At 71.2% G+C, this 26,672-nt stretch carries 24 protein-coding genes; 11 read left to right on the top strand and 13 right to left on the bottom strand.

What is annotated here, in order from left to right; all coding sequences use genetic code 11:
• Nucleotides 1-511: 511 nt before the first annotated feature.
• The 4 genes from ABD466_RS17810 to ABD466_RS17795 form a co-directional block, all read right to left on the bottom strand.
• Nucleotides 512-1,357 (bottom strand): aggregation-promoting factor C-terminal-like domain-containing protein, encoded by an 846-nt coding sequence (locus ABD466_RS17810; RefSeq protein WP_344658190.1) that lies wholly within the window; start codon nt 1,355-1,357, stop codon nt 512-514.
• 275 nt (nt 1,358-1,632) lie between these two features.
• Nucleotides 1,633-2,139 carry an NUDIX domain-containing protein gene (locus tag ABD466_RS17805; protein WP_344658189.1) on the bottom strand — a complete coding sequence of 169 codons (507 nt, stop codon included), beginning with the start codon at nt 2,137-2,139 and terminating at the stop codon, nt 1,633-1,635.
• Nucleotides 2,140-2,174: 35 nt separating this feature from the next.
• A complete protein-coding gene (locus ABD466_RS17800) occupies nt 2,175-4,064 on the bottom strand; it encodes an ABC transporter ATP-binding protein (protein ID WP_344658188.1) in 1,890 nt (629 codons plus the stop codon).
• Nucleotides 4,061-5,932 carry an ABC transporter ATP-binding protein gene (locus tag ABD466_RS17795; RefSeq protein WP_344658187.1) on the bottom strand — a complete coding sequence of 624 codons (1,872 nt, stop codon included), beginning with the start codon at nt 5,930-5,932 and terminating at the stop codon, nt 4,061-4,063. Before ABD466_RS17795 ends, ABD466_RS17800 begins: the two co-directional genes overlap by 4 nt.
• 135 nt (nt 5,933-6,067) lie before the next feature.
• On the opposite strand from ABD466_RS17795, the gene fdhD reads away from it, so the two are divergent.
• The gene (fdhD, locus tag ABD466_RS17790) at nt 6,068-6,952 is read left to right on the top strand and encodes a formate dehydrogenase accessory sulfurtransferase FdhD (protein WP_344658186.1); all 885 of its coding nucleotides are present in this window, start codon (nt 6,068-6,070) and stop codon (nt 6,950-6,952) included.
• 21 nt (nt 6,953-6,973) lie between these two features.
• On the opposite strand, the gene ABD466_RS17785 is transcribed toward fdhD, so the two are convergent.
• On the bottom strand, nt 6,974-8,083 hold the full coding sequence (locus tag ABD466_RS17785; RefSeq protein ID WP_344658185.1) for a GGDEF domain-containing protein: 1,110 nt from the start codon (nt 8,081-8,083) through the stop codon (nt 6,974-6,976).
• A gap of 120 nt (nt 8,084-8,203) precedes the next feature.
• Here ABD466_RS17785 and ABD466_RS17780 point away from each other — a divergent pair, with 120 nt between their 5' ends.
• Nucleotides 8,204-8,404, top strand: a complete 201-nt coding sequence (locus ABD466_RS17780; RefSeq protein ID WP_344658184.1) for a hypothetical protein — start codon at nt 8,204-8,206, stop codon at nt 8,402-8,404.
• Between the two features lie 110 nt (nt 8,405-8,514).
• Here the strand turns inward: ABD466_RS17780 and ABD466_RS17775 are convergent, their stop codons facing one another.
• The 4 genes from ABD466_RS17775 to ABD466_RS17760 all read right to left on the bottom strand — a co-directional run bounded on the left by ABD466_RS17775 (nt 8,515) and on the right by ABD466_RS17760 (nt 12,272).
• A complete protein-coding gene (locus tag ABD466_RS17775) occupies nt 8,515-9,429 on the bottom strand; it encodes a hydroxymethylglutaryl-CoA lyase (protein WP_344658183.1) in 915 nt (304 codons plus the stop codon).
• A 74-nt stretch (nt 9,430-9,503) separates the two neighbouring features.
• Entirely contained in the window at nt 9,504-10,685 is a 1,182-nt protein-coding gene (locus tag ABD466_RS17770) for an adenylate/guanylate cyclase domain-containing protein (protein ID WP_344658182.1), read from the bottom strand.
• 44 nt (nt 10,686-10,729) lie between these two features.
• On the bottom strand, nt 10,730-11,272 hold the full coding sequence (locus ABD466_RS17765) for a PH domain-containing protein (RefSeq protein WP_344658181.1): 543 nt from the start codon (nt 11,270-11,272) through the stop codon (nt 10,730-10,732).
• Between the two features lie 109 nt (nt 11,273-11,381).
• Nucleotides 11,382-12,272 (bottom strand): biotin--[acetyl-CoA-carboxylase] ligase, encoded by an 891-nt coding sequence (locus ABD466_RS17760; RefSeq protein WP_344658180.1) that lies wholly within the window; start codon nt 12,270-12,272, stop codon nt 11,382-11,384.
• Between the two features lie 40 nt (nt 12,273-12,312).
• Between ABD466_RS17760 and ABD466_RS17755 the strand changes: the two genes are divergently transcribed.
• The 3 genes from ABD466_RS17755 (at nt 12,313) to ABD466_RS17745 (ending at nt 15,417) form a co-directional block, all read left to right on the top strand.
• Entirely contained in the window at nt 12,313-13,896 is a 1,584-nt protein-coding gene (locus ABD466_RS17755; protein ID WP_344658179.1) for an acyl-CoA carboxylase subunit beta, read from the top strand.
• Nucleotides 13,893-14,135 (top strand): acyl-CoA carboxylase epsilon subunit, encoded by a 243-nt coding sequence (locus tag ABD466_RS17750; RefSeq protein ID WP_344658178.1) that lies wholly within the window; start codon nt 13,893-13,895, stop codon nt 14,133-14,135. Before ABD466_RS17755 ends, ABD466_RS17750 begins: the two co-directional genes overlap by 4 nt.
• Before the next feature lie 214 nt (nt 14,136-14,349).
• Entirely contained in the window at nt 14,350-15,417 is a 1,068-nt protein-coding gene (locus ABD466_RS17745) for a hypothetical protein (protein ID WP_344658177.1), read from the top strand.
• Nucleotides 15,418-15,517: 100 nt separating this feature from the next.
• Here ABD466_RS17745 and ABD466_RS17740 read toward each other — a convergent pair whose 3' ends face one another.
• Both ABD466_RS17740 and ABD466_RS17735 read right to left on the bottom strand, forming a co-directional pair.
• Entirely contained in the window at nt 15,518-16,150 is a 633-nt protein-coding gene (locus tag ABD466_RS17740) for a Maf family protein (RefSeq protein ID WP_344658176.1), read from the bottom strand.
• 14 nt (nt 16,151-16,164) lie between these two features.
• Nucleotides 16,165-16,638, bottom strand: coding sequence for a hypothetical protein (locus ABD466_RS17735; protein ID WP_344658175.1), 474 nt, complete (start codon nt 16,636-16,638; stop codon nt 16,165-16,167).
• 169 nt (nt 16,639-16,807) lie between these two features.
• Here ABD466_RS17735 and ABD466_RS17730 point away from each other — a divergent pair, with 169 nt between their 5' ends.
• From ABD466_RS17730 to ABD466_RS17715, 4 genes are all read left to right on the top strand, one after another.
• Nucleotides 16,808-17,650 carry a polysaccharide deacetylase family protein gene (locus ABD466_RS17730; RefSeq protein ID WP_344658174.1) on the top strand — a complete coding sequence of 281 codons (843 nt, stop codon included), beginning with the start codon at nt 16,808-16,810 and terminating at the stop codon, nt 17,648-17,650.
• Between the two features lie 272 nt (nt 17,651-17,922).
• Nucleotides 17,923-19,059: a YncE family protein gene (locus tag ABD466_RS17725; RefSeq protein WP_425558674.1), complete on the top strand. Its 1,137-nt coding sequence runs from the start codon at nt 17,923-17,925 to the stop codon at nt 19,057-19,059.
• Between the two features lie 28 nt (nt 19,060-19,087).
• Nucleotides 19,088-20,395 (top strand): cytochrome P450, encoded by a 1,308-nt coding sequence (locus ABD466_RS17720; RefSeq protein ID WP_344658172.1) that lies wholly within the window; start codon nt 19,088-19,090, stop codon nt 20,393-20,395.
• A 41-nt stretch (nt 20,396-20,436) separates the two neighbouring features.
• On the top strand, nt 20,437-20,991 hold the full coding sequence (locus tag ABD466_RS17715; protein ID WP_344658171.1) for an isochorismatase family protein: 555 nt from the start codon (nt 20,437-20,439) through the stop codon (nt 20,989-20,991).
• Between the two features lie 39 nt (nt 20,992-21,030).
• Here ABD466_RS17715 and ABD466_RS17710 read toward each other — a convergent pair whose 3' ends face one another.
• Both ABD466_RS17710 and ABD466_RS17705 read right to left on the bottom strand, forming a co-directional pair.
• Nucleotides 21,031-22,332 (bottom strand): hypothetical protein, encoded by a 1,302-nt coding sequence (locus ABD466_RS17710; RefSeq protein ID WP_344658170.1) that lies wholly within the window; start codon nt 22,330-22,332, stop codon nt 21,031-21,033.
• Between the two features lie 28 nt (nt 22,333-22,360).
• The gene (locus ABD466_RS17705) at nt 22,361-23,140 is read right to left on the bottom strand and encodes a rhomboid family intramembrane serine protease (protein ID WP_344658169.1); all 780 of its coding nucleotides are present in this window, start codon (nt 23,138-23,140) and stop codon (nt 22,361-22,363) included.
• A 225-nt stretch (nt 23,141-23,365) separates the two neighbouring features.
• Between ABD466_RS17705 and ABD466_RS17700 the strand changes: the two genes are divergently transcribed.
• Together ABD466_RS17700 and ABD466_RS17695 are read left to right on the top strand one after the other, a co-directional pair.
• Nucleotides 23,366-25,135 (top strand): acetyl/propionyl/methylcrotonyl-CoA carboxylase subunit alpha, encoded by a 1,770-nt coding sequence (locus tag ABD466_RS17700; RefSeq protein WP_344658168.1) that lies wholly within the window; start codon nt 23,366-23,368, stop codon nt 25,133-25,135.
• Nucleotides 25,136-25,215: 80 nt separating this feature from the next.
• Nucleotides 25,216-26,652: a hypothetical protein gene (locus ABD466_RS17695; RefSeq protein WP_344658167.1), complete on the top strand. Its 1,437-nt coding sequence runs from the start codon at nt 25,216-25,218 to the stop codon at nt 26,650-26,652.
• Nucleotides 26,653-26,672: the final 20 nt, after the last annotated feature.

Raw genomic sequence — 26,672 nt, 5'->3', positions numbered from 1 at the left:
GATGCGGCGGGAAGACCGAACCGGACCACAGCAGCAAGGCACGCCGCCGATGTCCTGGGATGGCCCCCTTCCCCGAGCGAGGCCCCCGCTGGAAGCGCCGCCGGAGGCGCTTTTGACCTTGACCGTCCCGGTGGATCCATCACCACCTCACGAGACCAGCAACCCCCGAGACAAGCAACCCCCGAGACCAGCCACCCCCGAGGCGGGGCTACCCATCTCACCGACCGGTAGCCGAAGAAGCCCCAGCCGAGCCGGGATCGTGAACACCACAACCGTCAGCCGACGACCACAGCCCGCCCGACCAACCCCGCACCATCAACACCATGCCCGAAGGTCGTAACAAGGCTCTTGATCTTCAACCCACAACCAAACCGCAGCAACCCGCCCCGCGAACCCACCCACAGACCCGGCTGGCTGCGGGCGAGAGCTCGCGGTGGGGGGGAAGGCGCCAGCCGGGCCGGGAAGGCGACAGCGCCGGAACAGCGTCCGACGCGGTGCCCGGAGAGTCTCGTCAGTACCAGCTGTGGTTCTGCCAGAACGTCCACGCGGCGCACGGGGAACCGTAGCGGCCGGTCATGTAGGCCAGGGCCCACTTGATCTGGATGGTCGCGCTGTTGCGCCAGTCGGATCCGTACGGCGCCATCTTGTCGCCGGGCAGCGCCTGGCCGAGGCCGTAGGCGCCGGAGGACGGGTTCGTCGCGTGGACGTTCCAGCTGGACTCGCGGCTGATGATGTTCGCGAAGCAGGCGTACTGGCCGGACGGGACCAGCTGCTTGGCGATCGCCTGGGCCTGCGCCGGGGTGGCGTTGATGCCCATGCCGACCGAGGAGGAGGACGACGAGGACGACGAGGTCGCCGGCGCGGAGGGCGTCGTCGTGGTCTTGGTCGGCGTGACCGTGGGCTTGCTGGTGGTGCTCGGCGCCGTGGTGCTCGTGGAGGTCGGCGCCGAGCTCGACGGTGCCTGGGAGCTGGAGGAGTCCGACGTGGGGGTCGGAGTTCCCGGCTGCGCCGTCGAGGTGGGGCTGCCGGGCGTCGTCACGCCGGGGGTGGCCCCGCCTGCCGCGTTCAGATCCGCCCGCTGCAGGTCCCGGTCCGCCGCGGAGGTGTGACCGGAGCGGGCTGCCAGCGCCGCCCCGGCGGCCGCGGCCGCGTCAGCCTGGTTCGAGTCCTGCGCCGCCGCCTCGGTGCTGTTCCGCAGCCCGTCCTGGTGCAGGTGGAAGGCTGTGGCGACCCCGCCGCTGACCGCCAGCACACTGGTGACCGCGGCAGCAGTCTTGACCTTGCCCTTGGCATTCGTCATCTTGCCGGGCTTGGCGTGGCTGGCGACGTGTCTGCCGGAGCCGGATATGCCGGACAAAAGAGGCCTTCCGCCGTGCTTCGCCCCCTAGGCGCGGGATGTGGGGTGTTCGCATTCGAACGCCCGCGCGAGGCCTGTCGGGAATGAACCCTGCCGGAGCGCGGCCCGCAGACTCAAGAAGAACGAGTCGAAGATGACCCGGACTTTGCCGAGTTTTGGCACTACCCTCCGCACCCGTTTCGCGACCGGGGCGTTACTAAAGCGATACCAACCAGCGACGACGCATGGGGAGTCTGCACGTGCAGAGTGCTCATGCAGCGGCATGAGTGGAGGCGCTAGAGCCCGGCGGGCGGCACGCCGTCATGGAGGTACAGCGCCGTACCGGACACCAGGGCACGACGACAGGCTTCGAGGCGGCGGGCCAGAAGTGGCATGAGTAAAGACCTCCGCACGTCGGCGTCCGCCAGTCGCCACTCGGCGATCTCCTCGGACTGCACCACGACGTGGGCCGCGAGCCAGTCCTCGGTCACGGAGCCGCCGTCGAAGAGGAAGTTCGCCAGCGCCGGCCGACCGTCGGGCAGCGGCGGCACCCAGTCGACCACCAGCAGACGGCCTGGCCGGCGGTCGATCCCGAGCTCCTCGGCGATCTCGCGCCGCGCGGTCTCCCAGGGGTGCTCACCGGGATCCATGGCCCCGCCGGGGATCTCCCAGGTGTCCGTACGGTAGAGCGGCCGTACCAGGAGGAAGCGGCCGGCGTCGTCATGGAAGACGACGCCGGCCCCGGCGATGTGCTTCGGCAAGCGGGCGTAGTGCTCGGCCGGAGGCAGCGGCGGGGTCTTCATCTCAGTACCCTAAGTCCCCGCCCGCCGCCGTCTTCTCACACCAGCGACTCCCGCCACGCCTGGTGCAGCCCCGCGAACCGGCCGTCGCCCGCGGCCAGCAGCGCCGACGGCTCACCGTCCTCGACCACGCGGCCGTGCTCCATCACCAGAACCCGGTCGGCGATCTCGACCGTGGACAGCCGGTGCGCGATGATCAGGGCCGTGCGGTCGGCCAGGATCGTGCGCAGGGCCCGCTGGACCATGCGCTCGCTGGGGACGTCCAGGGACGAGGTGGCCTCGTCCAGGACCAGGACCGCCGGATCGGCGATGAAGGCGCGCGCGAAGGCGACCAGCTGGCGCTGGCCCGCGGACAGGCGGCCGCCGCGCTTCTTCACGTCGGTGTCGTAGCCGTCGGGCAGGGCGGTGATGAAGTCGTGGGCGCCGATCGCCCGGGCGGCGGCCACCACCTCGTCGCGGGTGGCGTCCGGCTTGCCGAAGGCGATGTTGTCCGCGACCGAGCCGGTGAACAGGAAGTTCTCCTGGGTCACCATCACCACCGCGCGCCGGAGGTCGGCGTCGGACAGGTCGCGGACGTCGACGCCGTCCACGCGCACCGCGCCGTCCTGCGGGTCGTAGAACCGGCACAGCAGGCGGGCGAGCGTGGACTTGCCCGCGCCGGTCGCCCCGACCAGGGCCACGGTCTGGCCCGCTGGGACGTCCAGGTCGAGCAAGGGCAGGATCACCTTGCCGCCGGTGCCGACGTCCTCAGCCTCGACGCCGCTCGCCGAGGCGGCGTCCGACTCCCGCTTCGGGTAGGCGAACCGCACGCCCTCGAACGTCACCGCGCCGAGCACCGGCGACGGCAGCGGCTTCGGCTCGGACGGTTCCGGCAGCTCGTTGGCCTCCTCCAGGATCCCGGACAGCTTCTCCAGCGCCGCGGTCCCGCTCTGGAACGAGTTGTAGAACATCGCGATGTCCTCCAGCGGGTGGAAGAACCGCCGCAGGTACAGCACGAAGCCGACGAGCACGCCGACCTGCATGTCCCCGTCCATCACCCGCAGGCCGCCGTAGACCACGACCGAGGCCGTGGTGACCGCCGCGATGGTCTTCATCCCCGGGATGAAGACCGCCAGCAGGTTCATGGCCCGGGCGTTGGCCGCGCGGTAGTCGTCGTTCAGCTGCCCGAAGATCTCCTCGTTGCGCGGCTCGCGGCGGAACGCCTTCACCGCGCGGATCCCGTTGCAGGTCTCGACGAAGTGCACGATCAGCGCCGCGATGGTCTCGCGGGTCCGGCGGTAGGCGACCGCGGAGTGGCGGGAGAACCAGCGCATCAGCAACAGCATCAGCGGGAACGCCAGCGCCACGACCAGGGTCAGGTGCAGGTCCAGGACCGACATCATGATCCCGATCGCGGACACTGTGAGCAGCGCGTCCAGCAGCCCGTCCAGACCGTTGTCGATCAGGTCGTTCAGCGCGTCCGGGTCCGAGGTGAGCCGGCTGATGACGCGGCCCGAGGTGTAGTTCTCGTGGAACGCCAGCGGCAGCGCCTGGAACTTGGAGAACACCATGCGCCGCAGGTTCAGCAGCATCGTCTGGCCGATCCGCCCGACCTTGTTCAGGAAGACCGCGCGCAGCCCGGCGGCCATCACCGCCGAGACGACCATGCCGACGAACACCGCGGTGATCGGGCCCCAGTCCCCGCGCCGCAGCGCCGGGATGCCGCGGTCGATGCCGACGGCGACCAGGTAGGGCCCGGCCATGTTGAACGCGGTCTGCACCAGGACCATGCCGGTGCAGAAGACCAGTTCTCGGCGATGCGGGCGGACCAGTTCGCCGAGCAGCTTGCGACTGCGCGCCCGCAGCCGGATCCCGGCCTTGCCGGGGAGTTCGTCCTTCTTCTCGGCGGCCTGACCCCGCCAGTCGGCGGCGGTGGTGGTCGTCGTCATCGGGTCACCTCCACCAGCTCGCCCTCGGCCGCTTCCGCTTCCGCTTCGTCGGCCGCGTCCACGAGATCAGAGGTCTGCGACAGGATGTCCCGGTACGCCGGGCAGGTCCGCAACAGCTCCTGATGCGTCCCGACGGCCGCGATCGTCGCGCCGTCCGGACCGGCCGGCGACAGCAGCACCACGCGGTCGGCGAGCAGCACCGTGGACGGCCGGTGCGCGACCACCAGGCCGGTGGTCCCGCGCAGCACGCTGTGCAGCGCCTGCTCGACCTTTCCCTCGGTGTGGATGTCCAGCGCCGACAGCGGGTCGTCCAGCACCAGGATCGACGGCCGGCCCAGCACCGCGCGGGCCAGCGCCACCCGCTGCCGCTGCCCGCCGGACAGCGTCAGCCCCTGCTCCCCCACCCGGGTGTCCAGGCCCCAGGGCAGATCGTGCACGAACTCGGCCTGGGCCACCGCCAGCGCCTCGTCGATCTGCTCGCCGGTGGCGTCCGGGACGCCCATCGTGAGGTTCTCGCGCACCGACGCGGAGAACAGCGTCGGGTCCTCGAAGGCGCACGCCACCTTGCGGCGCAGCTCGGTCAGCGGCAGCTCGCGGATGTCGACGCCGTCGACCAGCACCCGGCCCTCGGTCGGGTCGTAGAGCCGGGGCACCAGCGCGGTGAGCGTCGTCTTCCCACAACCAGTGGGCCCGACCAGCGCGACGGTCTCTCCGGGGGCGACGCGCAGGTCGAAGCCGCTGACGATGGGCTTGGCCGAGTTGGGATAGCGGAAACCGACGTTCTCGAAGACGAGCTCGCCGCGCCGGTCGTCGCCGGCGTTCCGGGTGTCCTCGGGGTCCGCGATGGCCGGGACGGTGTCGAGCACCTCCCAGATCCGCTCGGCGGCCGAGTTCGCCTCCTGGCTCTGCGCCATCAGCCACGCCATCGACTCGATCGGCCACAGCAGCGTCAGGTAAAGCGAGATGAAGGCGACGAGGGTGCCCAGCGAGAGGGCGCCGGAGGAGACCGCGTAGGCGCCGATCAGCACGCACAGCGAGAGCACGGTCTGCGGCTGGAGCGCGAACACCGCCCACAGCTCCGACAGGGTCCTGATCTTGCGCAGCTCCAGCGTCCGCAGCTGCCTGGCCCGGTCGTCGAACCGCCCGAACACCAGCCCCTGCCGGCCGAACGCCTTGATCGCGCGGATGCCCAGCGCGGACTCCTCGACCAGGGTGGCGACGTCGCCGGCCTGGTCCTGCGCGGCCCGGGACTGCCGGTGGTAGCGGCGGTCGACGACCCGGCCGTAGACGATCAGCGGGACCGACGCGGCGTAGATGATGAGCCCCATCACCGGGTGGATGACCACCAGCGCGCCGCCGACGAGCAGGAAGGTGGCGCTGTTCACCACCAGGAAGATCAGCGCGAAGCCGAAGAACCGGCGGATGCTGCTGATGTCGCCGGAGACCCGCGAGACCAGCTGACCGGACTGCCAGGAGTCGTGGAACGCCACCGGCAGTTTCTGCAGGTGGCGGTAGAAGGCGTTCCGGATGTCGGTCTCGATGCCGAGGGCGGCGCGCTGCAGGAACCAGCGTCGCAGCCAGAACAACGTCGCCTCGACGATGCCGAACAGCAGCACCAGGCCGCCCAGCGGCCACAGCGCGGCCTTGTCGTGGTGGGCGATGGGCCCGTCGATCAGGTTCTTGGTGAGGAGCGGTACGGCGACGCCCACGAGTGTGGCCCCGAGCGCGGCCAGCGTCATCAGGACCATCTGCCCGCGGTAGGGGCGGATGAAGGGCGTCAAGCGGCGCAGCGAGATGAACGCGCCGCGCCCGGGATCATCGGGGATCTTGGGTTTACTGGGGACCGGAACAGCTGGCGTCGACTCCATGGCTTGGATGGTAGAGAATGCCTATAGCACTTCTCACCTGGTTTTTAGGCGGGAATGTCAGTGGTGGAAAATCGCTTGCCTATTACCGGGGGAGCCTGGGATCCTGAGACTAGGGGACAAGTGTGGTGAGGGCGGTTGAGTAGGGTCACGGCACGGCGGCGCGTGGTGCGGCTGGACGGCACCGGCGACGGTGCGGTGGCCCGGCGTGGCGGCGAGGAACACCTGGCCGCCGAGGAACCCCTGGAGCTCCGCATCGGCGGACGTCCCTTCACCGTGACCATGCGGACCCCGGGCGACGACTTCGACCTCGTGGCCGGCCATCTGGTCTCCGAGGGCGTGCTGGGATCGCCGGCGGACGTCGTCCGCATGAAGTTCTGCTCGGCCGACAACGGCTGCACCTCGACCGCGTACACCGACGGCGAGCTGTCGCTGGCGTTCGCGGACGGCGACCCGCTGAACATCGTGGACGTGACGCTCGCGCCGGGCGTGGAACTCCCCGAGGAGCGGCTGCGCCGGTCGTCCTATGTGAGCAGCGCCTGCGGAGTCTGCGGGAAGACGTCGATCGACGCGGTGCAGGCCACGGCGCGCTGGGCGGTCGCCGACGACGACGTGAAAGTCTCCGCGGAGACCCTGTTCACGCTGCCGGACCGGATGCGCGAGGCGCAGAAGGTGTTCGCGAAGACCGGGGGCCTGCACGCCGCCGCGCTGTTCACCGCCGAGGGCGAGCTGGTGTGCCTGCGCGAGGACGTCGGCCGGCACAACGCGGTCGACAAGGTGCTGGGCTGGGCGCTGCGCGCCGACCGGCTGCCGTTGCGGGGTCATGTCCTGGCGGTGAGCGGACGGGCTTCCTTCGAGCTGGTGCAGAAGGCGATCGCCGGCGGGATCCCGGTGCTGGCCGCGGTGTCGGCGCCGTCGTCGCTGGCCGTGACGCTGGCCGCGGATTCCGGGCTCACGGTGGTCGGGTTCCTCCGCGGCCGGACCGCGAACGTCTACAGCGGGGCCGAGCGGGTCATCGCTTAGCGTCTGTCACGCCGGATCCGTCTAGCGTCCGTTACGCCGGATCCGTCGCCGATCCCGCGACGAAGCGGACGGCCCGTGGACGGACGCCGCCTCCACCCGCGCCAGATGCCGCGGCCCCGCCACCACCGGTTCCTGGAGGCCCTCGTGCTTCGCCTCGTACTGCGCGGCGTCGGCGAGGCGGAAGAGCAGGTCGCGGTCGGCGACCGGGCCGGCCGGACCGTCGGTGCAGGCGTAGCCGACCGCGGCGCCGTCGATGCCGTCCATCTTGGCGGCGCGGGCCGCGAGCTCCTCGGCGAGGCGGGTCACGGTGCCGGCCGGCTGGCCCACGACCAGGACGCTGAACTCGTCGCCGCCTATGCGGGCGGCCAGCGCGCCGTTGACCGAGCCGGCCGCCGCCGACAGGTGACCGGCCAGCTGCTCCAGGACCGCGTCGCCGGTGTCGTGGCCGGAGGTGTCGTTGACCTGTTTGAGGCCGTTGACGTCGCAGACGATCAGGCCGACCGGCAGGCCGGTGAGGCGGTGCAGCTCCATCGCCTCGTCCAGGCCCACCTCGATGGCGCGGCGGTTGGCCAGGCCGGTGAGCTCGTCGGTGTAGGCCAGCCGCTCCAGGTACTCCTGCCGGTCGGCCTGCGCCAGCCCGGCGCTGACCAGGGCGGCCAGCGTGCCAGCGAAGTCGAGGTCGTCGTCGGTGTAGGGCTCCTGGTCGGCGGTGCGGGCCGCGTACAGCTCGCCCCAGACCTGGCCGGCGAAGAAGATCGGGGCTATCAGGGCGCTGTGGCGCTGACGCAGCTGCAGCGAGGCGGTACGGCGCGGGTCGGCGTCGACGTCGTCGCTGCGCAGCGTCCAGGGCCGCGGGTACTCCTCGGAGACGACGCGGGGGAAGTCGGAGGGCGCGTACCACTCCTCGTCCGGATACCGCTCCTCGAACGGCAACAGGTCGCCGTGGTTGATCAGCACGCGCAGCTGCCCGGTGGCGCGCACATACTCCGAGAGCGACACCACCCGGGCGTCCAGCGCCTTGCGCGACTCCTCGGCCACGACCGTGATGACCTCGGAGAACCCGTGCACCCGCGCCAAGGCCCGGGCCAGGTCGGTGAGCGCGCGGAGGCGGATCGACGCTTGATCAGCCATTTCCGCCTTTCCCGTCGCGACCACGGGACCACGCTAGGTGATCTCCCCCGGCCGTGCCACTTCACCCGTCCGGGCGACGGTCCCCCGGTTCCACGGCCGGTGTCGGTACCGTGGCCCGACGTGACCGGAGCCCCGAACCCCTCGTCCCCGGCCGGCGACGGCCTGGCCGCCGTCCGCGCCCGGGCCGCCGAGGCCGGGGTGTCCGTGTCCGAGTACGTACGCGAGGCGCTGTGGCGCGCTCGCGGCGAGGAGGCGTGGGAGCGCGCCTTGGCACAGGCGAGGGAGGAACGGGTGGAGGAGCCGGAGGGCGAGATCGGCTAGGGCTGCCTGAGCCAGATCCTGCCTGACCTCGGGTTGCTCGGGTTGCTCGGGTTGCTCGGGTTGCTCGGCCTGCGGGGCGAGCGGCCCGGCTCGCTCAGCCGCCCGGTCGGCTACGCCTGCGCCAGCCGCGTCCGCGGTCCGGCCCGCAGCACCTGCGACGGCAGCGTCCGGCCGACGGCGCGCTCGGCGTACGCCGCCGTCTCCAGCAGCGCCTCCAGGTCGACGCCGGTGTCGATGCCCATGTCCTCGACCATGTGCACCAGTTCCTCGGTGGCGATGTTTCCGGAGGCACCGGGCGCGTAGGGGCACCCGCCGAGGCCGCCGACCGAGGCGTCGAAGTCGGTGACGCCGAGTTCCAGCGCGGCCAGGACGTTGGCCAGGCCGGTGCCGCGGGTGTTGTGGAAGTGCAGGTTGAGCGGGAGTTCGGCGTGCGCCGAGCGGGTCTCGCCGATCAGGCGGGTGACGCGCGTCGGGGTGGCCATACCGGTGGTGTCGCCGTAGGACAGGGAGTCCGCGCCGTGCGCGACGGCGGTGCCGGCCACCCAGAGCACGCGCTCGGTGGGGACCTCGCCCTCGTAGGGGCAGCCCCAGGCGGTGGACACGATCACCTGCACGGTGGCGCCGCGGCCGTGGGCCAGGTCGATGATGGCGGCGATGTCGTCGAGCGACTCGGCGGTGCTGCGGTTCAGGTTCTTCTTGTTGTGCGTGTCCGAGGCGGAGACCACGACCTCGATCTCGTTGAACCCGGCGTCCAGGGCCCGTTCGGCGCCCTTCAGGTTCGGGACCAGCGCCGAGTAGCGGACGCCGGAGGCGCGGGTCATCTGCGCGGCGACCTCGGCGGCGTCGGCCATCTGCGGGATCGCGCGCGGGTGCACGAACGACACCGCCTCGATCCGCGACACGCCGGTCCCGGACAGGCGGTCGATCAGTTCGATCTTGGCCTCCGTGGAGACCGGGTCCTCGTTCTGGAGGCCGTCGCGGGGTCCGACTTCTCGAAGCGACAGCGTTGTCGGCAGATCGGTCATGTCTATGACGCTAACAGTGTTGTCTCAAAGCGTGGAATGTGAGCGCTGTCACGGGGCTTGAGCTGGGGTTACGGTCACTCCGCCGCGGTGAGGACCGAGATCTCGATCTCGCCGAGTCCGCGCACCATCCGCCCGCCGACCGGCTCGACGGCGAACGCGGCGTCGTCGGCGAGCGCGTCGGCCAGCTCCGGGTCGATGACGATCTGGTCCGGCTCGGCCATCGCGGTCAGGCGCGCGGCCAGGTTCACGGTGGTGCCGTAGATGTCGCCGTTGCGCTGCACCACGTGGCCGTACGCCACGCCGATGCGCAGCTCGGGGACCGCCTCGGTGCGGCGCATGGCGGCCAGCAGGTCCAGGGCGATGCGGGCGGCGCGGGCCGGGGAGTCGGCGGCGAACATGATCTCGTCGCCGAGGGTCTTGATCAGGCGGCCGCCGCCGTAGGCCACGGTGTCGGCGGCGTTGGCCTCGAACACCGAGACCAGGCCGGCCAGCTCCTCCTCGGACAGCTGGCGGGACAGCCGGGTGAAGGAGACGAGGTCGGCGAAGCCGACGGCCTGCAGGCCCTCGGCGTGCTCCTGCAGCTGCTGGCGGACCCGGCCGGCGGCCGCGGCGAGCTGGCGGCGCCAGACGTAGACCAGCAGCTCCTCCAGCTCGGGCATCACCCGGCGGCCGATGCGGTAGCCGAACTCGGCCATCTGGTCCGGGCCGACGCCGGCCGTGTCGAACGCGTCGAACAGGGCGTCGACCTGCCATTCGGCCAGACGGGCGGTGGTCTGGCCCATGGAGCGGGCGACCTGGGTGGCGAACTCCTCGGTGAACATGCCGCTGCGGGACATGGCGCCGAGGCGGAGCAGGGCGTCGACGTCGGCGTCGGTGAAGGCGCGGGCCTGGCCGACGTCGGCGAAGCCCATGGCGCGCCAGTAGCGGCGGGCTTCGTCGTAGGGGATGCCCGCGGCCTTGCAGACCTCATAGGCGGTGTGGCGGGGGACGCCGCCGAGGAGGAGGGACTCCAGGTCGTCGCCGCCGGGCTTGCGCTTGATGGTGGAGCCGTTCCCAGGTGCGGAGCCGTTCCCGGGGGTGGAGCCGTTCCCGGGGGTGGAGCCGTTCCGGGGAGTGGAGCCGTCTCCCGGCACGGAGCCGTTCTCCGGCGCGGGTGCGGACACGTCGGCGGGCGGCGTGGCGGGGACGGTCGTGGGGACCGTCCCGTCCGTCGCTTCCTTCGCCTCGCCGCCGTTGCCCGGCACCCTGCGCGCCATCCTGTTCCGTGCTCCAGCCCTGGTCGCCGTCGTCGTGGGGGCCACTACTTGCGGCGGCGGTCCCCGGCGTCGGCCTCGTCGTCGTCGGCCGTGCCGTTGGCACCGACGCTGCTGATCAGGTTGGTCAGCTCGCGCTGCGTGGCCTCCACGTGCGGGATGTCCTGCAGCTGCTCCTGGCCGTGCTCGCCGGCCGACTCCACCACCAGGGTGCCACAGCCCAGGATCCGGTCCAGCAGACCGTTGTGCTGGAACGACACGTCGTTGATCTTGATGAGCGGCATGTCGCGGCCGTGCCGCTGGATGAAGCCCTCGCGGATGATCAGGCGCTTGTTGGTGACGATGTAGTTCTTGTTCAGCCAGATGATCCACGGCCGGAGCGTGAGGATCACGATGTCGATCACCGCCAGCGCGCCGACGCCGATCGCCGCGTACTTGCGAGTGTCACCGCTGGTGAACCCGACCGCGGCGCCGAACGCGGCGACCGCGACGATCAGGTTCAGCACCGGAAGGATGAGCGCCTTCCAGTGCGGACGCATGGCGAGATCGATCTGCTCGCCGGGCGCCAGCAAGTGCTTGGGATAACCCATTTCGTCACAACTCCCTCAGCTCCGCGCCTCCCCCCTGTGAGGAAGCGAAGGTCTCTGTCGCCACGCATATTGGCAGACATCGGTGACGGTGTGCAGTGACAGGGTCTTGTCATCTGAGATGGACTACATCGCCCGCCCCGAACGCCCGTTCCCCGTCCGGGGTCCGCACCACCAGCCGCCCGTCCCCATCCAACCCCACCGCCTCCCCCTCCACGGCCGCACCGCCGGGCACCTCCACCCGCACCCGCCGTCCGAGCGTCGCGCAGGAGGCGGCATAAGCGCTGGCCAGACCGGAGGCCAGGGGGTCGCCGGAGACCGCGGTCCAGTCCGTGTACCAGCGGCCCAGCTCCCGCAGCACGGCGCGCAGGACGGTGTCCCGGTCCGCGGCCTCGGCGTGCTCGAGCACGAGCGACGTCGCGTGCGCGGCGGGCAGCTCGTCGACCCGCAATGAGACGTTGAGCCCGACGCCCACCACCGCCGCCGCCCCGTCCGGCGTCTCGACCCGCTCGACGAGGATCCCGCCGAGCTTGCGGGCGGCACCGTAGGACCCGGTCTCGCGCCCCTCCCCCATGGTGTCGTCCGGTACCTCGTCATCCACCACGATCAGATCGTTGGGCCACTTCAGCCGCACCGGCACCCCGGTCACGGCATCCACCGCGGTCCGCACAGCGGTTCCCGCCAACAACGGCAGCCATCCCCACCGCGCCGGCGCGACATCACCCGGCCGGAGCAGTACAGAGAGGAACAACCCCGACCGAGGCGGCGCGGTCCACGCCCGCCCGAGCCGTCCCCGCCCGGCGCTCTGCGCCTCGGCGACCAGCACCAGTCCCTCGGCCGCCCCGCCCCGCGCCGCCTCGACGAGATCCGCGTTGGTCGACCCGGTTTCGGGGACGATGTCGATCCGGCGCCAGAGGCCGCCGGGGCGGACGACTGCCTTGTTGATGGCGAGCTCGCGCAGCGGCGGGCGTTCCAGATCGGTGTAAGGCGAGTCACTGGTCATCCCCCGAGGCTAATCCCCTCCTACGCATTACAGTGACCACGTGACTGACGCCGCAGCCCCCGATATCCACACGACGGCGGGCAAACTCGCCGAACTCCGCAGCCGAGTGGACGAAGCGATCCACGCCGGCAACGAGCGTGCCGTGGAGAAGCAGCACGCCAAGGGGAAGATGACCGCGCGTGAGCGGATCGAGTACCTGTTGGACGACGGCTCCTTCATGGAGCTGGACGAGCTGGCGCGGCATCGGTCGGCGCGGTTCGGGATGGAGCGCAACCGGCCTTACACCGATGGTGTGGTCACCGGGTTCGGGACCGTGGACGGCCGGCAGGTGTGCGTGTTCTCGCAGGACGTCACCATCTTCGGGGGCGCCCTCGGGGAGGTGTACGGGGAGAAGATCGTCAAGGTGCTCGATCTCGCCCTGAAGCTCGGGTGCCCGATCGTGGGCATCAACGAGGGAGGTGGGGCGCGCATCCAGGAAGGTGTCGTCTCGCTCGGCCTCTACGGTGAGATCTTCCGGCGGAACGTGCTCGCCTCGGGGGTCATCCCCCAGATCTCGCTCATCATGGGCGCGGCGGCCGGCGGGCACGTCTACTCCCCCGCGCTGACCGACTTCGTGGTGATGGTCGACCAGACCTCGCAGATGTTCATCACCGGGCCGGATGTCATCAAGACGGTCACCGGCGAGGACGTCTCCATGGAGGACCTCGGCGGCGCGCGGACGCACAACACCAAGTCCGGGAACGCCCATTACATGGGTGCGGACGAGAAGGACGCGATCGACTACGTCAAGACGCTGCTGTCCTTCCTGCCGAGCAACAACCTCGACGAGGTGCCGGTTTACGACACCGAGGCGGAGTCAGAGATCACCGCCGAGGACCGGGAGCTCGACACGCTGGTGCCGGACTCGGCGAACCAGCCCTATGACATCCACACGGTCATCGAGCACGTGCTGGACGACGCCGACTTCCTCGAGGTGCAGGCGCTGTTCGCGCCGAACATCGTGGTCGGCTTCGGGCGGGTGGAGGGCCGCACCGTCGGCATCGTCGCCAACCAGCCGATGCAGCTGGCCGGCTGTCTGGACATCGACGCGTCGGAGAAGGCCGCGCGCTTCGTGCGCACCTGCGACGCCTTCAACGTCCCGGTCCTGACCTTCGTCGACGTCCCCGGCTTCCTGCCGGGCACCGACCAGGAGTGGAACGGCATCATCCGGCGCGGCGCCAAGCTCATCTACGCCTACGCCGAGGCCACCGTGCCGCTGCTGACCATCATCACCCGCAAGGCCTTCGGCGGCGCCTACGACGTCATGGGCTCCAAGCACCTGGGCGCCGACCTGAACGTCGCCTGGCCCACCGCGCAGATCGCGGTGATGGGCGCCCAGGGCGCGGTGAACATCCTGTACCGCAAGGAGCTGGCGGCCGCGGAGGACCCGGCGGCCGAGCGCGCGCGGCTCATCCAGGAGTACGAGGACGAGCTCCTGAACCCCTACCAGGCCAGCGAGCGCGGCTACGTCGACTCCGTGATCCAGCCGTCGCAGACCCGGACGTACGTCGTCAAGGCTCTGCGGGCGCTGCGCTCCAAGCGCGAGACGCTGCCGCCCAAGAAGCATGGGAACATCCCGCTGTGAGCGCCGGGGAAGCGGCCGAGATCCGCGTCGTCCAGGGGAATCCGACCCCTGAGGAGCTCGCCGCCGTGGTCACCGTGCTCGCCGCGGCATCAGTTGCCGCCGCACAGTCACGATCGGATAACGATCGGCGACAGGCTGTGAGCCTCGGCGGCTGGTCCGCGCCCGAGCGGGGGGTGCGCCCGGCGCTCCGTTCCGGCCCTGGCGGCTGGCGTGCTTCGGCTTTGCCGCAAGGCCGTTGAGGGTTCGTAAGCCGTAAGGACTACCCGGCCAAGATCGCGTCATCTGTAGGGGGATTCATAGATTCCCCCCAAAGTCGCATCCGGCGCGACAGTGCGTCCGGGTACAGTTGACACAGTTCGAGGAATAGTCAAAGGCTCCGCTTCAGGGGGGTTCCCAGCAATGCCCGTACAGACGACATCCATACCCGGTAAGCGCCCGGTCCGAGCTCTGACGATGACGATCGCCGTCGGCGCCGTCTCCGGACTCGCGCTGACCGCGTGCTCGTCCTCCGGCTCGACCGGCAGCGGCAGCAGCGGCGGGGGGACCATCAAGACCGACGGCAAGAACCCGACCGAGGCCCTCGCGGCCGCGGTCCACAACATCTCCAGCGGCAAGGCCGAGTCCTTCCAGCTCTCGCTGAAGCCGGACGACGCCATGATCGCGGCGATGAACAAGGACTCCAGCAAGCAGGACGCGGCGATCGCCAAGGCCCTGCTGGGCAACGGCGGCATCGTCGTGAAGTTCACCGTCAGCTCCGACAAGGCGCTGAAGGACCTCAAGGCGGGCGAGACCCCGAACGTCGAGATCGACGTCACCGCGGGCGGCACCGACTTCGTCGACGTGCGCAGCGTGGCCGGCGCCCTGTACCTGAAGGCGAACGTCCCGCAGATCGCCCAGCTGTCCGGCAAGTCGACCAGCGACCTGACCGCCGCCATGGGCCAGGTCCCGCCGGCGTTCCAGGCCCCGGTGCAGGCGCTGATGGGCGGCAAGTGGGTCGGCGTCAGCGCCCAGGACCTCAAGGGCCTGGAGCAGATGGCGAAGAGCATGGGCGGCGGCGACCTCGGCTCGGCCCCCACCGCCTCGCCGAACGCCCAGATGCTCGCGGGCATGGAGGCCTCGCTGCTGAAGGCCCTGACCCAGGACGCCACCGTCACCGACAAGGGCAGCGGCAAGCTCGAGATCTCCGGCAAGGTCAAGGTCATCGGCCAGGACATCCTGCAGGCCCTCAGCCCGGCGCTGACCTCGGTCCCCGGCAAGTCCAAGGCCGACCTGGACAAGCTGAAGGAGAGCCTGAACAGCGTCCCGGACAGCGAGACCGTCACCTTCGACGTGTGGCTGAAGAACAACCAGATCAGCGAGCTGCAGCTGGACCTGGCGCAGTTCGCGCCGAAGGACCAGACCGGCGGCGGCCACCTGCCGCTGGACGCCAAGTTCAGCCAGGACGCGGCCAAGGTGAGCGCGCCCGACGGCGTGACGAACATCGACGTCCAGAAGCTGCTGGGGTCGCTGGGCGGCGCGTGAGCGCGACCGGGTGACCGTGCTCTGACGGAGCACGGAGCGCCCGGCCCGTGACATACGAGGAGCGGGAGTCCGGAAGGACTCCCGCTCCTCGGCTTTCCGGCTATTCCGCGGCGCCGTTCCAGTACGCCGTGTAGTTCACGCCCAGCTCGCCCATCAGCTTGCGCAGCAACGGCTTCGACAGGCCGACCACGTTGGAGTGGTCGCCCTCCAGACCCGCCACGAAGGCCCCGCCGAGCCCGTCGATCGTGAAGGCCCCGGCCACCCGCAGCGGCTCCCCGCTGGCCACGTACGCCAGCACCTCCTCGTCGCTCGGCTCGCCGAAGTGCACCACGGTCGTGGCGACCGACCCGATCTCGTTGCCGGTGGTGCGGTCGACGAGCCAGTGTCCGGTGAGCAGGCGGCCGGACTTGCCGCGCATGGCGTACCAGCGCGCCACCGCCTCCTGCGCGCTGTCGGGCTTGCCCAGGGCCCGGCCCTCGAACTCGAGGAGCGAGTCACAGCCCACGACCAGCGCGCCGTCGGTCTCCGGCAGCGCGGCCACCGCCTGGGCCTTGGCCCGCGCCAGTTCCAGGGCGACGTCCGCCGGCACGGCTCCGGGACCGAGCGCTGCTTCGATGGCGTCCTCGTCGACGCCGCTGACCAGGACACGGGGGTGGAAACCGGCGGAGCGCAGCAGCGCCAGCCGGGCAGGGGACGCGGAGGCCAGAACGAGGGGAGGCAGAGTCGGGGACATGCCCCGACTCTAGGTCACGCCGTCTTCGGCGACCCGTTCGCACCGCCACCGGGCGGCGCCGCCTCCACCGGCCCCGGCTCCGGCCTGGGCGCGGCCGGCGTCACCATCGCCACCGCCAGCGCGCCGGACAGCAGCAGGAACACGCCGCCGAGCAGGAGCAGCTGGGTCCAGCCGGTGAGGCCGGTGACCACGATGGTCACGAACAGCTGCAGGGCCGCGAGCGCCATCATCACGCCCTGCATGAAGTTGTTCAGGACGACGCCGACGGCCGCCAGGACCAGGATCAGCGCGCCGACGGCGAGCGCCAGGGCCATGCTCAGGCACAGGACCGACACGCCGACCTGGAGGACGCCGGGGGAGGCCGGGCCGAACTTGACGCCGTTGCCGAAGGCCAGGAAGCCGTAGAAGGCGGCCGCCACGAGCAGCATGCCCAGGGCCTCGGCGGCCAGGGCCAGTGCACCGGCGAGGATCAGTATCTTGCGTCCCACGGCAGCTCCCGATGGCGTCATTGGACGGTGTGTCAAAAACCTACCGGCCGGTAGCAGCCCGCTACAAGGGTCCGCCGCCTCCCGATCGGGTGAAACGGCGATCGCACTTATGGCGGCACGCGGACCAATCACCGGAAAACGGTTGATGGCCGACCTAGGATCGTGGCCCGTGATCGCACCGGACCGACGCACCGCGCTGCGGGCGGGGTTGGCCGCGCTGGGGACGGCCGCCACGTCGGCGGTCCTCGCGGCATGCGCGGACGGCGACGAGGCGGAACACGGTACCGGCGCGGCCGGCGCCACGGCCACGGCTACAGCCACAGCCACAGCCACGGCAACGGCCACCGCCCCCTCGACGCGGTCCGGGGCGAAGCAGGGGACGGACACCCTGAACGGGCCCCAGACCGTCCCTCCGCCCCCCGAACTCGACCACGCCACCTCCGGCCGCCCGCAGGTCGCCCTCACCTTCCACGGCGACGGCGACCCCGCGCTCGCCGAAGCCCTCCTCCAGGAGGCCGAGGCGCACCAGGCCCGGCTCACCGTCCTCGCCGTCGGCCGCTGGCTCGGCGAGCACCCGGAGATGGCGCGCCGGATCCTCGACGGCGGCCACGAACTCGGCAACCACACCGAGAACCACGTCGACATCGCCCGTCTGGCCCCGGCCGCCGCCTTCGCCGAGATCGAGGCCTGCGCCGACCGCCTCAGGAAGCTGACCGGCTCGCCCGGCGTGTGGTTCCGTCCCTCGCAGACCCAGCACGCCGACGCGGGACTGGTCGAGCAGGCCCGCCGCGCCGGCTATCGCACGGTGCTGTCGTACGGGGTCGACCCGCTCGACTACCAGGACCCGCCGAGCGAGACCATCGCCGACCGGCTGCTGGCCGCGGTCCGCCCCGGCGCCGTGGTGTCGCTGCACCTGGGCCACCAGGGCACGGTGCGGGCGCTCCCCGCAGTCCTCGCCGGTTTGAAGTCCCGCGGCCTGGCCGCCGTCACCGCATCGGAGCTGTTCTCGTGACGCCCACCCCCGACGACGGGACGCCCCCGACCCCGCCGACTCCGCCGACTCCGCCGACGGCACCGGGTTCGCCGGCGCTTCCCACCTCGCACGCGGCACGCGGCCGCCGCTCGGCCCCGCGGCGCCGCGCGCGCCGGCTGGCGGGCGTGCTGATCGCCACCGGAGTACTCGGCGCCGGGGTCTGGCTGGCCGTCGATCGGGGCGTCTGGCACGACGCCACGGCGCCGGCCGCGAAGAACTCCGGCGCGAGCGGGATGGACGGCATGCCCGGCATGAGCGGCGGCGGGCGGGTCGCCGGGGCCGGCGTGCTGCCCGGCGGAGCGAACGGCGCCGCGAAGACCGCCCCCGGCACGCCGCGCGCCGCCGGTGCCCTCCAGCCGGCCGCCCTGCCGGGCATGCCCGACTACGACCCCGCGGACCTGTACTCTTTCGACCGCCCCGGCATGATCTCCCCGGTCATCGCCTCCGCCCTGCCCCGGGTCTACGTCCCGAACACCGAGAGTGACACCGTCACGGTGATCGACCCGGCGGACTACCACGTCATCGAGACGATCAACGTGGGCCGCCAGCCGCAGCACGTGGTCCCGTCCTGGGACCTGAAGACGCTGTGGGTGAACGACGACCTCGGCAACACCCTGACGCCGATCGACCCGTTCACCGGCAAGGCGGGCACCCCGGTCGCGGTGCACGACCCGTACAACCTCTACTTCACCCCGGACGGCGCCTCCGCCGTGGTGATGGCCAGCAAGGACATGCAGCTGGTCTTCCGCGACCCGCACTCGATGGCGGTGCAGAAGACGCTGCCGGTCCCGTGCGCGGGGGTGAACCACGCGGACTTCGCGCCCGACGGCTCCTACTTCATCGTGTCCTGCGAGTTCTCCGGCCAGCTGCTGAAGGTCGACACGAAGAACCGCAGCCTGCTCGGCGTGGTGGACCTGCCGCAGCGGGGCGCGATGCCGCAGGACGTGAAGATCTCCCCGGACGGCAAGGTCTTCTACGTCGCCGACATGGTGGCCAACGGCCTGTGGACGGTCGACGGCAACGCGTTCAAGGTGACGGGCCTGATCCCGACCGGCCGGGGCGCGCACGGCCTCTACGTCTCCCGGGACTCCAAGACGATGTACGTCTCGAACCGTGGTGAGGGCACCATCACGCTGTTCGACTTCGCCACCGGCAAGCCGCGCGCCAAATGGGAGCTGCCCGGCGGCGGCTCCCCGGACATGGGCGGCGTGTCGGCGGACGGAAAGGTGCTCTGGCTCTCCGGCCGCTACAACGCCGAGGTCTACGCGATCTCGACGGACGACGGCAAGCTGCTGGCACGGGTGCGCGTCGGCCGGGGCCCACACGGCCTGGCGGTGTATCCGCAGCCGGGGCGGTACTCGCTGGGCCACACGGGCGTGTTCAGGTAGAGGGCGACCCCCGTCCGCCGGGTCCGACATGCTTGACATATCAGCCCTCGACGTCAACATGGCAGGCATGGGTGTCGACATCGACCTGTCCGACCTGCGTTTCTGGACGCTGCCCTACGACCAGCGGATGGCCGCCTTCGCCGAGCTCCGGGCCCGCCCGGGCGCCCCGCTGTTCGCCGAGCCCCGGTTCCCGCTGATCAAGCCCGGAGCCGGCTACTACGCGCTGACCCGGCACGCCGACGTGGTCGAGGCCAGCCGGCACCCGGACGTCTTCAGCAGCGAACCGGCCTCCAACAGCATCCCGGACATGCCGCGCTACCTGGCCACCTACTTCGGCTCCATGATCAACATGGACGATCCCCGGCACGCCCGGCTGCGGCGGATCGTGTCCCGCGCCTTCACGCCGAAGATGGTCTCCGGGCTGATGGAAGACATCCGGGCCACCTCGACCCGGATCGTCGACACCCTGCTGGCGAACCGGTCCGGGGACTTCGTCGCCGAGGCCGCCGCCCGGCTTCCGATGCAGGTCATCTGCGACATGATGGGCATCCCCGCCGACCGTCACGCCATGGTCCTGGCGCACACCAACCGCATACTGGCCGGCGGCGACCCGGAGTACACGGGGGTGCCGGAGGACGCCGGATGGCTGCGGACCAGACTCGTCGGCCCGGTCGCCATGGCCCGCCTGGTCCAGGCCGGACGGAGCCTGCACCGCCTGGCCGCGGGCCTGGGACGCGAGCGCCGGCTGCGGCCCACCGGCGATCTGACCTCGAAGCTGGTCAACGCCGACCTGGAGGGCGAGGCGCTGACCGACCAGGAGTTCGGGTCCTTCTTCATCCTGCTGGTGGTGGCCGGCAACGAGACCACGCGCACCGCCCTGTCGCACGGGCTGAAGCTGCTCACCGACCACCCGGACCAGATGGAGCTGCTGCAGAGCGACTTCGACCGGCACATCGTCGGCGCCCTGGACGAGATCCTGCGCTACGCCACACCGGTGACGCAGTTCCGCCGGACCCTGACTCGCGACTACGACCTCAACGGCCAGCCGCTGAAGAAGGGCGACAAGGTCCTGCTGTTCTACAACGCCGCGAACCGCGATCCTGCGGTGTTCGCCGACCCGGACCGGTTCGACATCACCCGCAGCCCCAACCCGCATCTGAGCTTCGGGGGCCCGGGCCCGCACTTCTGCCTGGGGGCGCACCTGGCGCGGACGGAGATGACGGTGCTGCTCCGCGAGCTGTTCGCGCGGGCGCCACGGATCCGCAGCGTCGGCGAGCCGGACCGGCTGACGTCCAGTTTCATCAACGGGATCAAGAGGTTGCGCTACTCCCTGTGAACGAGGAAGCGATCGTCAGAGGGCGCGGCTACGTTGGGGGGATGACTACTCTCGAAAACCGCCCCCGCACCGCGGTGCTGGTCATCGACGTGCAGAACGGCGTGGTCGCGAACGGCCACCAGCGCGACGAAGTCGTCGGGAACATCGGCACGGTCGTCGGCAAGGCCCGCGCGGCGGAGGTCCCGGTGGTCTGGATCCAGCACAACGACCCGGAGAACCTGGTCGCGGGCGAGGAGCCGTGGAAGATCGTGCCGGAGCTGGATCCCCGGGACGAGGAGCCGAACGTGCAGAAGGCGTATCCGGACTCGTTCGAGGACACCGATTTGGAGAAGGTGCTGGCCGGGCTGGGCGTGGGCCGGCTGGTGGTGACCGGCGCGCAGACCGACGTCTGCGTGCGCTCCACGCTGCACGGCGCCCTGGTCCGCGGCTACGACGCGCTGCTGGTCAGCGACGCGCACACCACCGAGGACAACTCCTCCTACGGCGCGCCGACCCCGGACCTGGTCATCGCGCACACGAACCTGTACTGGCAGTACCACGAGGCGCCGGGCCGCACCGCGGGGACGGTGCAGACCGCGGACGTCAGCTTCGGCTGAACCGTCGGTATCAGCTGAACCGTCCGGCGGGTGAGGCGGCTAGGAGGCGTGTGACGCCTTCTGCCGCCGCGCCCGCCGCGCGAGGTCGCGCCGCCGCGAGTGGTAGGCGAACATCAGCGCCACCGTCGCGGCGACCAGGCCGCCGAAGGCGAAGACCAGGTTGGAATAGGACAGCGGAGGGGCCGGGGCCGGCGGCTGGATGGTTCCGGCGCCGCGGTGGATCGGCGCCTGCGCGCCGGAGGGCTCCTGGTACTCCCAGGTCAGCGAGGTGTAGCCGAGCACGACCTTCTCGAACTTGGCCTTCGGCCCGGCCGGGGTCGAGGGGGCCGGCGCCGCGGGCTTGCCGCCCTTCGCGGCGGGGGACGACGCCGGCACCGGGGTCGACGGCGCCGCGGTCGGCGTCGCGACCACGAACGGGCTGCCGTCCGCGTTGACGTCCTGCACGCTGATCACCAGCGCGTCCTTGAGCGCGTAGGACAGGTAGCCGTAGCCGCTGCCGGGGCCGCCGAAGGACTCCACGTGCAGGCAGCTGAAGGGCTCGCCGGCGGCCGCGCCCAGCCGCAGCTTCGGCGAGACGTTCGGGTCGATCGTCTCCAGCAGCTCCAGGTACTGGTACGGGTGCCGGCCGTCCCCGAGTAGCGGGGGGACCATGCCGGCCGGCCCGACCGACGTGATCGGCAGCGCTCCGGACGCGGGCTCGGATATCAGCGTGGAACCGGTGTTCTTCGGGTGGTCCCCGGCGGAGTAGGCCGGGATCATCAGGAAGCCCTTGTCGGCGGCCGGAGCGTGCGGACCGGAGGTGTCGCAGGGCCCGGTCGAGGTCGGGATCGCCTGGCTTCGGAACGCCGGCGCGGTCCACGGGATGTACGGCGTGGTGGAGTTCGCCCAGGACGGCGGGGCGCTCTTCGTGGAGCTGGTCGTACTGGTCGGCGTCGTCGACGTCGGCGACGGTCCGCCGTCCACCGTGAACGTGGCGTTGGCCGAGGCGGCGGTCCCGCCGCTGACCGTCCCACGCACCTTGTGCCCGCCGGGCGTGGCGCCCAGCGGCACCTGCATCTGGGCGGACGCCGAACAGGACCCGTCCATCGGCGCCGAACCGACCGGCTGGTTGTCGAAGGCGAAGTCCACCTGGGCGCCCACGCAGGCGCCCGGGCCGTTGTTCCCGCTCAGGTGGAAGGTCGCGGTGAAGACGGTCTGCGCGTTGCCGTGGCTGGGCGACAGGACCATCGAGCCCGATCCGCGCGCGGCCAGCGCCGGCGACGCCGCGGCCACGCCCCACGCCAGTCCGAGGGCACAGGCTCCGGCGACACCTGTGACGATCGACCGTGCTCCGCGCCGCATCCGCACCCCACCCACGCTTCCCGGGAACCTACAGCCCGAGGTCGTCCAACTCCTTCAGGAGATCAGAGCGCGGGCTGCCCGGGAGACTACCGCCCTTCTTCGATTTCCGGCCACCGTCACCAGACGTAGACGAAAGGATCGCGGTGTCCGCCAGCCCCGGCTCACCGCCGGTGACCTCGCGGCCCTCCCGGCCCTCGCCGCCGCCGACCGCGGTCAGACCGCGCTCGCGCAGCAGCCAGCCGGCCAGCACGCCGCCGACGGCGCCGCCGAGGTGGCCGAGCCAGGACACGTGCGGCACGCCGGGCAGCGCGGCCGTGAGCAGATAGGCGTAGGACAGGGCCATGACGCAGCCGATGAGGACGTCCACCAGGTGCCGGTCGAACAGGCCCTTGACCACGACGTAGGCGAAGTAGCCGTAGACCAGCCCGGAGGCGCCGACGGTGTTGGAGTTGCCCTGGGCGAACCAGACCATCAGGCCACTGCTGCAGACGATGACCAGGGTGACCATCAGGAACTTGCGGACGCCCCGGTAGGCGGCCAGGAAGCCGAAGACGAACAGCGGGCCGCTGTTGCTCTCGATGTGCTGCCAGCTGTAGTGCAGGAAGGGGGCGGAGAAGATGTCGCCGAGGTGGCCGACGCTGCGCGGGACGATCCCGAAGTGGTTGGACAGCCGGTAGTCCAGCGCGCTGTTCACCACCTGCGCCGCCCAGATGACGGCGATGAAGCCGACCATCACGTACAGCGCTTTACGCGCCTCGTACAGGACCTCCTCGGCGCTGCGGCCGTCCCAGGAGCCTTCGCCGCTCATCGAGTCCCCCAATAGGTGTCGCGTTGTATCGCGTTCGAGGGAAAGCCTAGCCTTCGCGGTTCGAGGACGCATCCACCTTGAGAGGGAGAAAAGTGACGTCGGAAGGGCGGGGGGCCGGCAGCCGGACCGCACACAAGTGGCGCGAACCACGTCCGCATCATGGGGCCGCTTCCCGCGCGCGGCCCTAAACTGCGAAACGTCACCCACTGGGAAGGGATTGCGGCTGTGCGCAAGGTTCTGATCGCCAACCGTGGCGAGATCGCCGTCCGGATCGCCCGCGCGTGCAAGGACGCCGGCATCGGTTCGGTCGCGGTCTACGCCGACCCGGACCGGGACGCCCTGCACGTCCGGGTCGCCGACGAGGCGTACGCCCTGGGCGGTTCCACGCCCGGCGACTCCTACCTGGTCATCGACAAGATCCTGAAGGCCGCCGCGGACTCCGGCGCCGACGCGGTCCACCCCGGCTACGGCTTCCTGGCCGAGAACGCGCAGTTCGCCCAGGCGGTCCTGGACGCGGGCCTGACCTGGATCGGCCCGTCCCCGGACGCCATCACCGCGCTCGGCGACAAGGTCGCGGCCCGGCACATCGCCCAGCGCGCCGGCGCCCCGCTGGTCGCCGGCACCCCGGATCCGGTCTCCGGCGCCGACGAGGTCGTCGCCTTCGCCCGCGAGAACGGCCTGCCGGTGGCCATCAAGGCGGCCTTCGGCGGCGGCGGCCGCGGCCTGAAGGTGGCCCGCACGCTGGAGGAGATCCCCGAGCTCTACGAGTCGGCGGTCCGCGAGGCGGTCACCGCCTTCGGCCGCGGCGAGTGCTTCGTCGAGCGCTACCTGGACCGCCCCCGCCACGTCGAGACCCAGTGCCTGGCCGACCAGCACGGGAACGTCGTCGTGGTCTCCACCCGCGACTGCTCCCTGCAGCGCCGGCACCAGAAGCTGGTCGAGGAGGCCCCGGCCCCGTTCCTGTCCGAGGAGCAGATGGCCGAGCTCTACCGCGCCTCCAAGGCCATCCTCAAGGAGGCCGGCTACGTCGGCGCCGGCACCTGCGAGTTCCTCGTCGGCCAGGACGGCACCATCTCCTTCCTGGAGGTGAACACCCGCCTGCAGGTCGAGCACCCGGTCACCGAGGAGGTCACCGGCATCGACCTGGTCCGCGAGATGTTCCGGATCGCCGACGGCGAGGAACTCGGCTACGGCGACCCGGAGATCCGCGGCCACTCCTTCGAGTTCCGCATCAACGGCGAGGACCCGGGCCGCAACTTCCTCCCGGCGCCCGGCGCGGTCACCACCTGGCGCCCGCCGTCCGGCCCCGGCGTCCGCCTGGACTCCGGCATCGAGCAGGGCGCCGAGATCGGCCAGAACTTCGACTCGCTGCTGGCCAAGCTGATCGTCAGCGGCCGCGACCGGCGGCAGGCCGTGGAGCGCGCCCGCCGCGCCCTGGCCGAGTTCGAGATCGACGGCATGCCGACCGCGCTGCCGTTCCACGTCGCGGTGATGAGCGACCCGGCCTTCACCCCGGAGGACCCGGCGCAGCCGTTCAAGGTCCACACCCGCTGGATCGAGACCGAGTTCGACAACCGGATCCCGCCGTACGCCGGTACGGCCGGCGAGGGCGCGGAGGCCGCGGAGCGGACGAAGGTCACGGTCGAGGTCGGCGGCAAGCGCCTGGAGGTGACGCTGCCGGCCGAGCTGGGGGTGTCGGCCGCCGGCGGCGGATCGCGCGGCGCGGCGAAGGCGGCGCCGAAGCGCGGCGGCGGGAGGAAGGCGGGAGCCGCCGCGTCGGGCGACTCGCTGACCGCTCCGATGCAGGGCACGATCGTCAAGGTCGCGGTGGAGGACGGCCAGGAGGTCGCGGCCGGGGACCTCGTCGTCGTGCTGGAGGCGATGAAGATGGAGCAGCCGATCAACGCGCACAAGGCCGGGACCGTCACGTCCATCGCGGCCGAGGTCGGAGCCACGGTCACGGCCGGGACCGTGCTCTGCGAGATCAAGGACTGATCACCGAAACGGCTTTTCGGCCCGCGTCACGAGCACTCGTGACGCGGGCCTTCGCCAGTGGTTTCGGCTAGCCTCGGGATATGGATCTAGCTGTAGCGACTCGCCGGGGAAGCAGGGCTTTCGCCGTTCTGCTTGCGAGTGTCGCTTTTCTTCTCTCCGCTGTCGCGTTCGGGGTCCGGCCCGCGCATGCCGAGACGACCGTCGACTCGGTCGCCGCGGCGCTGAAGGACAAGCCGGTCTATGTGGCTCCCGACGCTTCGCCGTCGCTGTCTGCGTCGCAGGTCGACGCGCTGGTGTCGCAGATCAAGGGCATGAAGTCCGGGGTCCCGGTGTTCGTGGCCATCTTGCCGGACACCCCGACGCTCAAGCAGCCCACACTCCTCGGGCAACTGCACAACAAGGTCGGGAAGAACGGCGTGTACGCCGCGAACATCGGCAATTACTTCCATGCTCTCGACTTCTCCGGGACGCTTCGCCCCGGCCAGGCCGACGGCCTTGCCAGGACAGCAGCGGCCGGAGGCGGTGGGGACCTGAACACCATCGTGTCGTCGTTCATCTCCTCCACCGACTCGGCGATCATCGCCGACGGCCGTGTCAAGCCGAAGGCCGACTCCAAGAACAACGGCGGCGGCGCGGGAGGCGTCCTGATCGGCGTCGCGGTCCTGGCCCTCGCCGGCGGCGGCGCGTACCTGGCCGTGAACAGCCGCAAGAAGAAGCGGGCCAAGGCCAAGCGCGACGCCGAGCTGGCCGGTCTCAAGAAGGCGGTGGACGAGGACATCACCGCCTACGGCGAGATCCTGGACGACCTCGACTTCTCCCCCAGCGACCCTGGCGCTACCGACGACATGCGCCGCGACTACAGCAAAGCCCTCGACCAGTACGAGGCGGCGAAGGCGGCCGCCTCGGCGGCGCGGAAACCCGACGACATGAAGAACGTCACCGAGGCCCTGGAGGACGGACGCTTCGCGCTGGCCACCCTCGACGCCCGCCGCAGGGGCACGCCGCTTCCCGAGCGTCGTCCCCCGTGCTTCTTCGACCCGCGCCACGGGCCCTCGGTCGGCGACGTGACCTGGGCCCCGCCCGGCGGCGCCTCCCGCTCGGTCCCCGCCTGCGCCATGGACATGACCCGGGTCGGCGAAGGCCTGCAGCCACAGGTGCGCCAGGTCGAGACCGCCTACGGCCCGCAGCCGTACTACAACGCCGGGCCGGTGTACGGGCCCTGGGCCGGCGGCTACTTCGGCGGTGACGTCCTCCCGGCCATCCTGGTCGGCACCCTGATGGGTTCGATGCTCGGCGGCTTCGGCGGCCACGACACCTACGTCGAGAACAACTACTACGGCGACGGCGGCGGTCCCGACGGCGGCGGCTGGGGCGACGGCGGCGGCGATGGCGGGAGCGGCGGCGACTCCGGCGGCTGGGGCGATTTCGGCGGCGGCTCCGACTGGGGCGGCGGGGGCGACTGGGGCGGCGGCGGCGACTCCGGCGGCTCCGACTGGGGCGGCGGCGGGGACTGGTAACCGCACACCAACGCTCACCG

Origin of the sequence: Catenulispora subtropica, from assembly GCF_039531675.1 — a bacterium.
In the GTDB taxonomy this organism is placed as follows: Bacteria; Actinomycetota; Actinomycetes; order Streptomycetales; family Catenulisporaceae; genus Catenulispora; species Catenulispora subtropica.
Note: the sequence above shows the minus strand (reverse complement) of the source record. Positions and strands in the feature narration are given on the sequence as shown.